A 13,682-nucleotide genomic window follows, 5' to 3' on the forward strand; every position below is an offset into this window, starting at 1 on the left:
AGCTGCACCACCGGGGGTCCCGAGCCCGGAGCGGAAGGGGAGCGAACGGGTGCGGCCGGGGAGGATCCGCCAGCTGGGCGCGGTGTTCGCCGCGCCGCTCAGCCGCTCCGGGACGGCCCGGGGCGGACTCCGCCCCGGCTCACCCCAGCAGGAAGGTGACGGTGAGCAGCGCGGGAATGGTGAGGAAGGTGGTCACGAGCACCACCTCGCGGACCATCACCTCACCGGTGCGGTACTGGGTGGCGTAGTTGAAGACGTTCTGGGCCGTGGGCAGGGCCGCCAGCACGACGACGGAGAACAGGCTGGAGGCGTCCAGGTCGAAGACCAGGGCGCCCAGGGCCCACGCCGCCAGCGGCTGGACCACGGACTTGAGCGCCACGGCGAACAGCATCGGCACCCGTTCGGGGCCCCGGCCGGGGAACGGGCTGCCGTGCAGGGAGATCCCGAAGGCCAGCAGCATGGCGGGGACGGCCATGCCGCCGATCAGGTGGAAGGGCTCCATCAGGGGTTCGGGCGGCACCCAGCCCGAGGCGGAGACGGCCACGCCCGCCAGCGACGCGATCACCACGGGGTTGCGGACCGGCGTGCCCAGCGCCCGCCGGAAGACGGGGCCCACCCCGCGCACGTCGCCGTCGGCCAGGTCCAGGAGGGTGAGGCCGACCGGGGCCAGGACCAGGAGCTGCGTGAGCAGGATGGGCGCGACCAGGGACGCGTCGCCGAGCACGTAGACGGAGATGGGGATGCCCAGGTTGCCCGCGTTGACGTACGAGGAGGCGAGCGCGCCGACCGTGGTCGGTCCGACGCCCTGGCGCCGGACGAGCCCGAACACGACGAAGGCGAACGCCACGACGGCCACGCTGATGACGCTGACCAGGACCGGACCGGACACCAGGACGGAGAGGTCGACGTCGGCCAGGATCGTGAATAGCAGCGCGGGGCTGGCCACGTAGAAGGCGAGCTTGCTGAGCACCTCCCTGGCCCCCGGGCCGAGGAGCGGGATGCGCCCGAGCATGTAGCCGATGACGACGATGCTGGTGATGACACCGAAACCGATCAAGACCCCGGACAAGAGGCGCCCCCACTGCGCACGCGCGACACAACCCGAAGACGCTATCCGAGGTCGGGTTCCGGCGATACGTCCCAGATCACACCGGTGTGTGCCTTCTTTGGTCTAAGGCGAGGTTCGCCGTGCGCGGCGGGGGTTTCGGAACGCGGCCCCTCCCGGGACGGTACGGGTTTCGGCGCGGCGCCTCACTCCGCGGGCTCCTCCGGATCGGGGGACGGTGAGGGCTCCTCCTCGGCTGCCTCCTCCTCCGCCTCCCGGGCGGCCTCCTCCGCGGCCTCCTCCTCGGCCAGGCGCTCGGCCTCGGCCTCGGCGCGGTCCGCGGCGCGGGTCGTGCAGACCTCCTCGGCGGCGGACGCGGAGCCGTCCACGGCGATCACCGTGAAGCAGTACTCCATGCCGGTGTAGCCGGTGGCGACCTGCGCGGTCACCACGCCGGGGCCGGTCCGGGCCAGGGTGGCGGCCTCGTGGCCGAAGGGGCCGCCCAGCACGAAGAAGGAGGCGGTGCCGCCGCTGTTGTCGGTCCAGCTGAGTTCGACGGCGTTGAGGCTGTCCGCCAGGACGACGCCGGTCGGCGCGGAGACCTCGGGCGGCGCCGAGGGGTCGACGACCGGTTCGGCGGCCTCCTCGTCCGCCGCGGGCTCCGGTTCGGCCTCCTGCTCGGCGGCCGCGACGACCGGGGCCGGTGACTCCAGCGCGGCGAACACCCCGGAGACGCTGGTGACCACGAGGATGCCGCACACGGTCACGGCGATGTGGAGGTGGCGGCGCCACCGCGGCTGGTGCTGTTCGGTCTCGGGCACGGGACCCCAGGAGGGGGTGTCGTCCTCGGTCCGCGTGGACTCGTCCACGGGCAGGGCGGAGGATTCGGCGGTGCCCGTCCAGCCCTCCAGACGCGACCAGGCGCGCAGCGCGGAGATCTCCTCGCCGCGCAGCTTGGCCATCATGATCTCGGCGGTGCCGCCCGCGTCGACGGCCGGGAGCCTGCTCCCCTCCAGCCCGGTGGGCCGGGGCCTGAGTTCCCGTGACGGCTGCGGCCGGGGCTGTTGCGGTCCGGTCGCCGGGTGCCGGGCCGCCTCCCCGGGGAACGGCGGCGGTGCGTGCGGCGGGACGTGCGGCGCGGCGGGCGCGTGCGAGGTCTGGGGGCCCGAGGGTCGGAACCAGGCCGTGGCGGGCGGGTTCTGCGGACCCGAGGACGGGAGGGCGGGGGAGGGCGGGGTGTCCGTGCCGGGCGGGGTCTGCGGTCCGGGAGGCGCCGGGGGAGGGGTCCGGGGGCCCGTCCAGGGGGTGTAGGCGTCCTGCTGGGGGCCAGCGGCGTACGGCGGAGGCGGGAGCTGGGGTCCGGTGTGCGGGGTCCGCGTGTCCGTGGTCGGGGGCTGGAAGTCCTCCATGGGCGTCTGGGCGCCGGACATGGGGATCTGCGGCCCCGACATGGGCGTCTGGGGTCCGCTCATCGGCGCTTGGGGGCCGGACACGGGCACCTGGGGCGGTGCCGTCGGGTGCTGGGGTCCGGTGTGCGGGGTCCGCGTGTCCGTGGTCGGGGGCTGGAAGTCCTCCATGGGCGTCTGGGCGCCGGACATGGGGACCTGCGGCCCCGACATCGGCGCCTGCGCACCGCTCAGGGGCTCCTGGCCGCCGGTCGCGCCCAGCGTCGTGGCGGCCCGGGACGTGCGCGCCTGCTCGAAGGCCGAGGCGAACGCCGCCGGGGTCGCGAAGCGCTCCTCGGGCAGCTTGGCCAGCGCGCGGGTGAGCACACCCCGCAGCTTGCGGGAGATGTCGGCGCGGGGAACCGGCTTGGGGTCCTGCGTCAGGACGCGCTCGGCGTAACCGCGGGGGTCGAACGGCGTTCCGTCCGTCGATGAGAACGGCGTGTACCCCACCAGCATCGTCCAGACGGTGGACGCCAGCTGGTAGACGTCGGAGGCGGGCGTACGCGGCTCGCCCCGCAGCGCCTCGGGCGCCGCGTGCAGGAACGACTCCGTCGCCGGGTCGGGCGGGGGCAGGGCCTCCCCGGACCGGTGGACGGAACCGAAACCGGTCAGCACCGGTGTCCGGCCCGCACGCAGGATGTTGCCGGGGCACACGTCCCCGTGCAGCAGCCCGCGCCCGTGCATCGACCCCAGCGCGGCCGCCACACTCCGAGAGACGGCCGCCGCCTCCTGGACCGGAGCGGGTCCCCTCCGGGCGAGCATGTCGCCGAAGGAGCCGTCCGCGTAGAACGGCAGCACCACGAACAGGTCGCCCTCGGCGGTGGTCCCCGCGTCCAGCAGGGGGACCACACCGGGAACCCCGCTGAGCTCGCGCAGCTGGTTCAGCTCGGCGCGCCCCAGGTGCTCGGGCAGGACCTTGAGCACGACGTCGGCACCGCTCGTGGAGCGCGTGGCCCTCACGATCCGGGCGCGGCGCCCCTGGCGGAGCAGGGCCGGGTTGCCGTAACCGGGCGCCCAGGCGGCGTGCTCGGAGCCGGACATGGGAGAGCGACCCCCTGGTGGTGTTCGTGGTGTGGAGGATCCCCGTCAGGCGGCGGGGAGGGCGGCACCGGGCGCTACGGAGACGAGGGCGCCCCGGTGGCCGGGCTCTGGAACGTCTGCTGGCGGGCGCCCCAACCGCGCTCCTCGTTGACCTCCTGCTGCCTGCCGAAGGCCCCGATGAGGGCGATGACCCCGCAGATCAGCGCGACCAGGATGAGCCCGCCGATCACCGCGGGCCACACCTGCTGCCGCCGCCGCCAGTACCGGCTCGAACCGTACATGAGGGCCGACCGCAGCTGCCGGTGCCGCAGGGCGTCCGCCTGGAGGACGTACTTCTCCTCGTTGGGCGTGTAGTGGAACGCCTCGGGGAGCTGCGGATCCGGGTCCGCCGGGGCGGACGCGGGGGATGGGGACGACATCGCCGCTCAGCCTACTAGAACAGTCCGTCGAGGTAGCGGGTCAGCCTGCCGTAGTTGTCCGCGGTGTTGCTGGTCGCCGCGATCACCTTGGCGAAGGCGGCGTTGACCTCGGAGAACTGGGTGTCGAACTCCGTGGCCTTGGCCTGGAACTGGGCGCTGCCCGAGCCCTCCCACTGGCTGACGGTGCTCTCGGACTGCTCGTTGATCTGGCTCATGATGGCGGAGAAGCGGCCGAGGTGGGCCTGCTGGTCCTCGGCCAGGCCCTGGAGGCCCGCGACGTCGCCGTACACGTCGAACTGACTCATGGGAAACCTTTCTGGGGAGAGCGTGGGGGACGACTCAGGCGTTGACCGGGCGGGAGAGGCCGCCGAGGTCGCTTCCGGCCTGGGAGTAGTCGGAGCTGGAGTCGGAGTCGGTGATGTTGAACTGCCCCTGGCCCTCGTTCAGCTTGATGCCGTTCTGGCTGCACCAGGACATCAGCTCGTCGAAGCGCTCGGTGAGCTGCTCGCGGGCCTCGCGGAAACGGGCGAGGGCCTCGCCCTGGAGGGCGTCGGCGTCGTTGCTCATGTCCTGGATGAGCTGGTTCATCTGGGTGCGGATGCCCTCGGACTCCTGTCCGAGCTGCTCACCGCCGACCGCGAGGCTGTTGACGTTTTCAAGACCGGCGTGGGACATCTGTGCCTTTCCCGGGAGTTGGGGGCGGAAGGGGCCGCCTCTTCATTTCCGTCTCGGGCCGCGTTCGCGTGGGGATTCGTGTGGCCACGGTAAAGAGGGGAGATTACGGACGATAGTAAGGATCGCACCTTTCGGTCAACGGAGGTGCGCTTCTTGTGACATCGGTCGTCGGGCGGCGAACGGCCTGATCGCAGGCAGTGCCCCACGCGCGGCGGCTGACCGCTTCCGGCCACGGTTCCGGCCCTGGCCGGAGCCGGGCCGCCCTCACCGGCCGCCGTCCGCGCCGGGGCTCGCGCCCGGGTCCGCGGCCACCGGTTCCGTCACCCAGCGCACCACCAGCGGCCAGCCGTCCATGGACGAGTCGTGGAAGCGGGGGAAGAGTTCGGCGGCCTCTCCCGCCTCGCCCTCGGCCAGGTCCACCCGGTGCCAGGACCCGCTGGTCTGGAGCAGGACCGCGTCGCGTTCGGGCGAGGGCGCGTACTGCACCACCGGCCCGTCGCCCTCCTCCAGCAGCCGTGTGGCCGTGTGGCCCTGCCCCTCCACCGCCACCAGGTAGGCGCCCGCCGGGGGCTCCCCGCCGCCGGCGGGGGCGTCCGGGCGCAGCAGCGCGGTGCCCCCGCCCCAGACCAGGGAGTTGTCGAAGGTCTGCCACTGGCCTCCGTCGACGTTGAGGGTCGCGTTGACGACGCTGTCCGCCGTCTCCCGCACCACCAGGGTGCCGCCGTCGGCGGCGTTGCTCTGCCGGGTCTGCACGCTGTTGCGGATGTGCAGCGACCCGTCCGGGGTCAGCGCCCAGTCGCTGGGCCGCTGGTTCTCGCCGATCAGGAGGCTGCCCTCCTGGTTCGGTGTGCCCGTCGGGGCCTCCAGGGGCACCGACAGCACCTGCGGGGGCACGCCGTCCTGCGGGGTGTCGGAGACGAACCACAGCCGGTCGCCGTTGATGACCGGATGGGACAGGACCTCCCCCTCCGAGGCGGGCACCGACTCGACCGGCTGGTAGGAGACCTCCTCGGCGCCGGACTCACGCGGATCGGTGAGCGTCGCCACCTGCACGGCGTTGGGCTCCTCGGTGACGTAGGCGAAGTACGTCCAGTCGGCGGAGAACTGCGCGTGCACGGGCAGGTCCCGGGCCATCGGATCGACCGCGCCGTCGGGCAGCGAGATCCGCTGGAGCGGCTGCCCGGTCGCGGGGTCGTGGAAGACCAGGACCTGGTCGGTCTCCGGGTCGCCGCCCTCGTAGCCCCGGTGCAGCAGGGCCAGGCCGGACAGCCCCTCCTCGGCCAGTTCCTCCCCGGTCCCGGATCCGCCGCCGGAGCCGCCGGACGTGTCGGTGCACGCGGTCAGGGCGAGCAGGCACACTGCCGAGGTCAGGGCGAGGGGGCGCCGCATGGAGCCGCCTTTCGGGGGACGACGGGGTCGGTCGGGAGGCCGCGGGGGCACGGGGTGGGATCACCGGGGGGACGCCGCGGTTCGGTCCGGGACGCGGTACCCATTATCCGGTTCGCGACGACACGACGCCCCGGCCGGGGGGCCGAGCCGCCGTGCCGCGCCTCGCCGGGGTCGCGGCCGGGCAGGCCCGTCACGCGGGCCCCGCCCGGGCCGGGACGGCGGCGAACGCCGTCCCGGGGCGCGTGGACCACACGGGTCCGCCTGGCCACATCCGGCCACGGTGGCGGACTCCCGCCATGTGAGGGCCCCTCGCGCCGTGCCGGGATCCGCGCCGCCCGAAAGGCCGGTGCCGCGCGGGACCCTCAGCGGGGGAAGGCCGCCACCGCGTGGAGCCGGGCACCGTCCGAAGGCCCGTGCTCGTACCGGGTGGAACCCGCACCGCGCGAAGGCGCGCGGCGCGGAACTCCCGTCACGCGGGCGGTTCGCTCCATCCCACCTGGACCAGGTCCGGACGCTGGCCGCGGCGGGCCAGCTGGGCGCGGCCGACCGGCAGCTGCTTGGACGCCGTGCCGTTGGCCAGGCGCCCCTCCATCCGGTCTCCGGAGAAGAGCACGCCCGGCGTGGCCATGTCGCTGAGCGCCTGGAGCACCGGCTCGAACATCGCCCGCGCCGAACCGCCCGTGCGGCGGGCCGCGATGATGTGCAGCCCCAGGTCGGAGCCCTGCGCGATGAAGGGCACCAGCGGCGCGAGCGGGTTCGCCCTCGCCCCCAGCATGTCCATGTCGTCCACGACGATGAACAGGTCCAGGCCCTTCCACCAGCTGCGTTCACGCAGCTGCTTGGGGGTCACGTCCGGCCCCGGCAGGCGCTGCTTCAGCGAACCCGCGAGGTTCGCGGCGACCGCCTGGGTCTGCTCCGCGCTCGTGCAGTAGGCCAGCAGGTGGTCCTCCGGGACCAGCTCCAGGTGGCTGCGGCGGAAGTCCACCATGACCACGCCGATCTCCGTGGGCGGGCGCTGCACGATCTGCTTGACCAGTCCGCGCAGGAGGGTGGTCTTGCCGGTCTGCGGGTCGCCGTACACCACCAGGTGCGGGTCCCGGGACAGGTTCGTGGTGACCGGTGCCAGCGTGCTCTCGGCCAGGCCCACCACCAGTTCGGCGGCACGGCCCTTGGGAGCCCGGCGGCCCTTGAGCAGGTCGGACAGCTCCACCTTGGAGGGCAGCGTCTTGACGCCCTGGACGGCCTTCTGCGGCCAGCGCTCCCCGATCCGCTTGACCAGGTCCCGGATCCCGTCGGTGACGTCCTCGTCGCTGGCCACCGCGTCCACCCGCGGCAGGGCCACGTGCGTGTGGTGCTCCTCCGCGGTCAGGCCGCGCCCCGGGGTGTCCTTGGGCAGCGCCTCGGCGACCTTGCGCCCGATCCCCGAGTCCATCGGGTCGCTCAGCCGCAGCTCGAACCGGCCGCCGAACAGCGCCTGCAACCGGGACCGGATCTGCGAGGAGGCGGCGCCGGTCAGGATCGTGTGCACGCCCAGGGACGGGCCCCGGGTCGCGATGTCCATCAGGACCTCGTCGGCCTCGTCGAAGGTGTCGCGCACCGAGGACCAGCCGTCGACCAGCAGGAACAGGTCGCCCACCACGTTCGCGGGCACGGTCCCGTCCGCGCGCGCCTGGCGCAGCGCGGCGGGGGAGTCGAGCCGGTACTTGCGGAACACGCGCTGGCGCCGGTCCAGCTGGGCGCGCACGTCCACCAGCACCCGCTGCACCTTCTCCGGATCGGCCCGCCCGGCCACGCCCGCCACGTGCGGCAGCTCCTCCATCGCCTGGAGCGCGCCGCCGCCGAAGTCGATCGCGTACACGCCCACGCGGCCCGGCGGGTACCGCCACGCCAGGCTCGCGATCACCGTGCGCAGCAGGGTCGACTTGCCGGACTGGGGTCCGCCCAGGACGATGACGTTGCCCTCGGCACCGGTGAAGTCCATCTCGGCCGGAACGACGCGCTGCTCGCGGGGGATGTCGGTCAGGCCGATGACGGCGCGCATGTCCGAGGGTCGCGGCTCGGTTCCGGGGCCCTCCAGGTCCTCGCCCTCGCCCAGGTCCTCCAGGACCCTGTCGAGGGTGAGCAGTCGCGGCAGCGGCTCCAGCCAGATCGGCCGGACCTTCTCCGCGCCCGAGGCCACCAGCCGGTCCACCGTGACCTGGAGCGTGGTGCGCTTGTCCTCCCCGCGCCCTGACCCCTCGCCCCTGCCGCGGATCGACTCCACCAGCGACTCCACCAGCGAGCCCGCCCCGGTCACCTTGTTCAGCCCGTTGAAGGAGAGCAGGGGCAGCACCGGTTCGTGCTCCTCCTTCTCCTCTCGGACCGGCGGCTCGTAGGGCTGCGACACCATCGCCGCCTTGAACCGCTCGAAGACCGACGTGTCCACCTTCAGGTAGCCCGAGCCCGGCTCGGGCGGCAGGTGGTAGGCGTCGCCCACGCCGATGGCCTCGCGGCTCTCCGCCTCGGAGAACGTGCGCAGGCCCACCCGGTAGGACAGGTGCGACTCCAGGCCCTTGAGCTTGCCCGACTCCAGGCGCTGGGTGGCCAGCAGCAGGTGCACGCCGATCGACCGGCCGATGCGCCCGATGGCCACGAACAGCTCGGCGAAGTCGGGGTGCGCCGTGAGCAGCTCGGAGAACTCGTCGATGATGATCAGCAGGTGCGGCAGCGGTTCCAGGCCGGGGTCGTTCTCCCGGGCCGCCTCGTAGGCGTGCAGGTTGGGCAGGTTGCCCGCGTCCTTGAGGATCTGCTGGCGGCGCACCAGCTCGCCGTAGGTGGCCTCGCGGAACCGCAGGACCAGCGAGTCGTCGTCGGCCAGGTTGGTGATCAGGCCGGTGCTGTGCGGCAGGCGGTCGGTGTCGGCGAAGGTCGCGCCGCCCTTGAAGTCCACCAGCAGCAGCGCGAGCGACTCCGGCGAGTGGTTGATGACCAGCGAGGCCACCATGGTCCGCAGCATCTCCGACTTGCCCGAACCGGTCGCGCCGACCACCAGGCCGTGCGGGCCCATGCCGCCGAAGGCCGACTCCTTCAGGTCCAGCAGGACCGTGTTGCCGCTCGGTCCGACGCCGATCGGCACCCGCAGGTAGTCGCCCGTGCTGCGCCTGCGCCAGGTCTGCCGGGTGTCCAGCTGGGCGACGTCGGCCACGCCCAGGATCTCCGGGAGCCCCACGGTGGCGTGCATGGCGTCGTCGCCGTCGGTGACGGCGATGCCGTACGGGGCCAGGATGCGGGCCAGGGAGGTCAGGTGCGCGACGTCGGACCGGTCCGCGCGGCCCTCCAACGGGACGCGCGGGGCGTCCTCGGAGGTGTCGGCGTGCTCGGTGGCCTCGGTCAGCGTGCCGTCGGCGTCGATGCGCAGCCGCAGGTCCACGCCCTCCGGCTCCTCGCGCCGGTCCGCCACCAGGGCGATCACGTGGATGCCCAGGTCGGCCAGGGAGGTCACCGGCGGTTCGGCGTGCAGTCCGGACAGGGTCGACTGGTACTCGCCGTCCAGGACGACGACCAGGCGCTGGGTGCCCGGACCGGGCGGGGCGCCGCGGCGCCGCTGGAGGTCGACGGTGCGCCGTTCGATCTCGTCGGAGAGCAGTTCGGCGATCTGCACGGTGTTGACCGCGACGAAACGGGCGGGCATCGGCCCGTCCTTGGCGTCGTCGAAGGTGTTGTGCGGCAGCCACTTCAGCCACTCCCAGTGGGACCGCAGCTTGTTGTCGCGCACCACGCCGATCCGCAGGTCGTGCGGGGAGTGGAAGGTGGCCATCTGCGCGACGAGCGAGCGGGCCAGCCCCCGCGCCGCCTCGCGGTCGCCCACGACCGACACCACGCCGTGCTCGCGCAGCGGCAGGACCAGCGGCATCTCGGGGACGTTGGCGTACAGCTCGATGAGCTGGTCGGCCGCCCCCTGGCACACGGGGTCGTAGACGATCAGCGGCGAGGAGGTGTCGACCTTGAGCCTGAGCCGCCGCGCCAGCGGCCGCGTCCCGGTGCCCGCCCGCAGGTCCAGGAAGTCCGGGTCGGCGGCCCGCCGCTCCCACCGGCGCGTCCGCGACCGCGCCGGATCGACGAGCAGCTGCGGGTCGGGGTGGCGGAACGCGCTGTCGGCGCGCTGGACGGAGGCCACGTCCCGGACGATCTCGCGGAGCTGGTCGAGGTAGTCGACGTAGCGTTCGCGCTGCTCGCGGATGCGCTTGCGCGGGCCGTTGTGCTGGGCCACGAACATGATGATGCCGACGACCACGCTGGCGATCATGATCATCACACCGGCGACGGCCATCAGGGGGCGGTGGCCCATGGTGATGGACATCAGCAAGGAACCCGAACCGGTGATGATCGGCATGATGATCATCGCGCCGGAACTCGACGAGGGCGGGTTCTCCGGCATCTGCGGAGGGGTCGCGATGACGAGCGGAGTGTTCCCGGGGGCGGTCGGGACGCTGCGAGCTGGGCGGGGTACGGGTCTCGTCGCCACGGGGATCTCTTTCGGTCCGCCTACGGGGGCTGGTGTCTGGGTGGCTACGCTAGGAATGATCTCGCGATCCCCGCGAATCGCCTAATTCGCGTCCGTCCCTCCCCCGAGGGTGACAACCGCCCACGACGAACGACAAAGGAATTCTTGGTGTGAGTGGATACTGCCGGGTCACGGTGACCGGACCGGAACGCTGGGCCGATCTGGCACTTCCCGGAACGGTTCCCGTGGCCACACTGATGCCCCGCATCCTGGAGGTCTGCGCACCCGAGGAGGAGGGCACCGAACCCGCCGCGTGGACGCTCACCACCGTGGAGGGCGACCCCGTCCACCCCGACCAGCCGCTGGAGAGCGCGGGCGTCTACGACGGCGACGTGCTGGTGCTGGACCGCCGCACCGCGCCGGGCAGGCCCGCGCACGTGGACGACGTCCGCGGCGCGGTCGAGGACCGCGTCGACGCCACCGCGCACATCTGGAACCCCACGACCACGCTGTCCTTCGGCCTCCTCGTCGCGGCCATCGGCCCCCTGCTGCTGCTCGGGCTGATGACGCGGCTGAGCCCGTCCGCCTGGCACCTGGGGATCGCCTCGGCGGGAACCCTGTTCACGGTCGCGGTCATGCTGCTCGCCGCGCGCAGGCCGCTGCCCGCCGTCGCGCACGTGCTGTTCACGACGGCCTGCGCGTGGGGCGCGGTCACCGCCGTGCTCGCCGCGAACCTGCTGACCGACGCGAACTTCCTGGTGCAGGCGGCCTTCGCGCTCTCCGGCGCCCTGCTGGTGGCGGTGATCGGCTGGACGATGCACGAGACGGGGCTGGCCTACATCTGCGCGCTCGGCGTGCTCGCGGTGACGGCCGGAGTGCTCGTGGTGGTGGGCGTCTTCGTGGAGCCGGTGCAGGGGGCGCGGTCCATGGGGCTGGTCCTGGCACTGTGCGTGGGCGCGCTGCCGCGCGTGGCGATGGTGATGGGCGGGCTGTCCGGGCTCGACTACGAGGTGGGGCGCTCGGGGCAGGTCACCACGGACCGGTTCGAGGACACCTTCGGCAACACCGACCGCATCCTGTTGGGCGTCGTGCTGGGCGCGGCGGTGAGCGGCGGCGCGACGACCGTGCTGCTGGCCTACCTGGCCACGGGCCTGCCCGACCTGCTGCTGTGCGCGCTGCTCTCGCTGCTGCTGGTGCTGCGCTCGCGGCTGTTCGACCGGATCCGGCACGTGCTGCCGCTGCGCCTGGCGGGGGTGCTGGGCCTGGGCGCGGCGGGTGTCGCGACGGTCGGCGAGTACGCCTTCCTGGCGCCGTGGCTGCCGCTGGTCGCGCTCGTGGCGGGGATCGCTCTGGGAGTGCTGAGCTGGGTGCGGCTGACCGACGTGCCGCGTGCCTCGCTGCGCCGCCTCCTCAACTGGACGGAGATCCTGGTGATCATCGCGATGTGCGCGGTGTTCGCCTGGGGGATGGGCCTGTTCGCGTTCGTGGAGCGGATGACCTCGTAGAGGAACAGGTTGCGCCGCGCCGCCTCACCGAGGAAAGAACGGATATCCGTTTCTCGTGATCACCGGGGAGGACAACGGTTTCTGGAGGGAGTGGGATTGGCGTGAGCGCCTACTCCACATCTGTCCTGGCGGCGTGGTGGAGCACGACCGGAATCCGCGGCATATCGCGTAGGAGACTGCGGATATTGCTGGCGGTTGTGGTGGCCCTCGTTGTGCTGACGGCGGGTCAGTCCGTGTGCTCGCAGGAGGTCCGCGCGGCCTAGTGGGACTCCCGCATCGCGGTCAGGGCGCGGCGGCGGCGCGCCTCGCGCAGCGACACGCCCACGATGCGGGTGGCCGCGGCGGCCGTCACCACGGCCAGCGGGATGACGAGGAGCGAGGCGGGCTGCCGGATGGGACGGTACCGCGCCCCCTCCCGGTCGATCAGCAGGAAGCCCGCGGGCCGCACCCGGACGAAGCCGCTGCCCCCGGCGCCGTCCCCTCCCGCGACGAACAGGCGGCTGGAACCCCCGCCCATGATGGTCAGCGCGGTCACCCGGGCCACCGGGACGACCGTGGCCCCCTCCGCGACCACGGCCTCGCCGAACGCCGACGAGGACCGCGCCGAGGCGCCGGTGTTCTCGATCAGCCTGGCCAGCGCGGACAGGGCGGGACTGGTGCGGCGGGCACGGCGGCCCAGGGCGGTGTCCGGCATGGCGGCGGGTCCCTTCGTGGCGGTTGCGTACCCGCCCCATTGTGTAACGCGGCCGCGGTGCTCGGAACGTTCCTGGCCTGTTCCGGACACCGGGTCGCGGCCCGCGGAAGGCGGCGCTGTCCGGGACGCTGTGTGACGGAATGTGAGGGGAGGGCGATATGGTGTCCGCCGTTCGCGTTCCCCAGGAAGGAAACCCCCGGTGCCCCCTGCGCCCCACACGACGAAGACCGCGACCGCGCTGGTCCTGGCCCTCCTGCTGACCGCCTGCGGCGGCGCGGAGCCGGAGCAGGCCGCGGACGCCCCCGACGCCGCCGCGGCCGACGCCCGGGACTCCCCGCCCGAGGGGACCCCCGAGGCGGCGGTCGAGCTGGTGGACCCGATGGAGCTGGCCCCCGACGACCTGTGCCAGGTGCTCTCCGAAGAGACCAGCACCGAGCTGCTCGGTCCGCCCGAGGACCGGGCCGGCAACCAGGAGTCCGATGCCGGTGTCCCCGACGCCGAGGACGTGGAGAATCTCGGTGGCCTCTCCATGACGTGCGTCACCGTGGCTACGAGCATCGGCCCGCCGCCGCGCAGCCACAGTCTCACCTACCGCCTGGAGATCAACGAGGGCCTCTACGAGGAGGACACCTCGGCACCCGCGGAGGAGGACGCCGACCCCTCGATCGAGATCGGTGACTACGCGGTCGTGGAGGTCGACCCGGAGGGCACCGACGTCGACCTCCAGGTGGTCCAGGGCCAGGTCGGTGTGAGCGTCGACTACTCGGCGACGGAGGTCGTCGACTACGAGGGCGTCCCCTACGTCGACGAGGAGGAGATGGTCGCGCGCGCCCTCATGGCGGCGGAGGAGATCCTCGCCGCCACCGGTGTCTAGCGTCTCCTGAGGTCGGTACAGCGGCGGCCCCAGCGCCTCCGGGGCCCCGGGCCCCACCGGGGCGATCCGCTCCTCGGGGGTGGCCGCCGCTTCCCGGACGGTGATCGCG

10 protein-coding genes are annotated in these 13,682 nt (G+C 73.1%); 2 read left to right on the forward strand and 8 right to left on the reverse strand.

Annotated features, from left to right (window positions below; all coding sequences use genetic code 11):
• Positions 1-139: 139 nt before the first annotated feature.
• From NDAS_RS26850 to eccCa, 7 genes are all read right to left on the reverse strand, one after another.
• The gene (locus NDAS_RS26850; protein ID WP_013156410.1) at positions 140-1,069 is read right to left on the reverse strand and encodes an AEC family transporter; all 930 of its coding nucleotides are present in this window, start codon (positions 1,067-1,069) and stop codon (positions 140-142) included.
• Positions 1,070-1,251: 182 nt separating this feature from the next.
• Positions 1,252-3,534 carry a serine/threonine protein kinase gene (locus NDAS_RS26855; protein ID WP_013156411.1) on the reverse strand — a complete coding sequence of 761 codons (2,283 nt, stop codon included), beginning with the start codon at positions 3,532-3,534 and terminating at the stop codon, positions 1,252-1,254.
• 74 nt (positions 3,535-3,608) lie between these two features.
• Entirely contained in the window at positions 3,609-3,953 is a 345-nt protein-coding gene (locus NDAS_RS26860) for a hypothetical protein (RefSeq protein WP_013156412.1), read from the reverse strand.
• A 14-nt stretch (positions 3,954-3,967) separates the two neighbouring features.
• Positions 3,968-4,258 carry a WXG100 family type VII secretion target gene (locus NDAS_RS26865; RefSeq protein WP_013156413.1) on the reverse strand — a complete coding sequence of 97 codons (291 nt, stop codon included), beginning with the start codon at positions 4,256-4,258 and terminating at the stop codon, positions 3,968-3,970.
• A gap of 34 nt (positions 4,259-4,292) precedes the next feature.
• Positions 4,293-4,628: a hypothetical protein gene (locus tag NDAS_RS26870; protein ID WP_013156414.1), complete on the reverse strand. Its 336-nt coding sequence runs from the start codon at positions 4,626-4,628 to the stop codon at positions 4,293-4,295.
• 264 nt (positions 4,629-4,892) lie between these two features.
• Positions 4,893-6,017: a hypothetical protein gene (locus tag NDAS_RS26875; RefSeq protein ID WP_013156415.1), complete on the reverse strand. Its 1,125-nt coding sequence runs from the start codon at positions 6,015-6,017 to the stop codon at positions 4,893-4,895.
• Positions 6,018-6,486: 469 nt separating this feature from the next.
• Positions 6,487-10,452 carry a type VII secretion protein EccCa gene (gene eccCa, locus NDAS_RS26880; protein WP_376739899.1) on the reverse strand — a complete coding sequence of 1,322 codons (3,966 nt, stop codon included), beginning with the start codon at positions 10,450-10,452 and terminating at the stop codon, positions 6,487-6,489.
• 218 nt (positions 10,453-10,670) lie between these two features.
• Between eccCa and eccD the strand changes: the two genes are divergently transcribed.
• Positions 10,671-12,005, forward strand: coding sequence for a type VII secretion integral membrane protein EccD (gene eccD / locus NDAS_RS26890; protein ID WP_013156417.1), 1,335 nt, complete (start codon positions 10,671-10,673; stop codon positions 12,003-12,005).
• Positions 12,006-12,264: 259 nt separating this feature from the next.
• On the opposite strand, the gene NDAS_RS26895 is transcribed toward eccD, so the two are convergent.
• The gene (locus tag NDAS_RS26895; protein WP_013156418.1) at positions 12,265-12,699 is read right to left on the reverse strand and encodes a GerW family sporulation protein; all 435 of its coding nucleotides are present in this window, start codon (positions 12,697-12,699) and stop codon (positions 12,265-12,267) included.
• A gap of 199 nt (positions 12,700-12,898) precedes the next feature.
• Here NDAS_RS26895 and NDAS_RS26900 point away from each other — a divergent pair, with 199 nt between their 5' ends.
• Positions 12,899-13,573 (forward strand): hypothetical protein, encoded by a 675-nt coding sequence (locus tag NDAS_RS26900; RefSeq protein ID WP_013156419.1) that lies wholly within the window; start codon positions 12,899-12,901, stop codon positions 13,571-13,573.
• The last annotated feature ends 109 nt before the right edge of the window (positions 13,574-13,682 follow it).

This window comes from Nocardiopsis dassonvillei subsp. dassonvillei DSM 43111, assembly GCF_000092985.1.
Classification (GTDB): domain Bacteria; phylum Actinomycetota; class Actinomycetes; order Streptosporangiales; family Streptosporangiaceae; genus Nocardiopsis; species Nocardiopsis dassonvillei.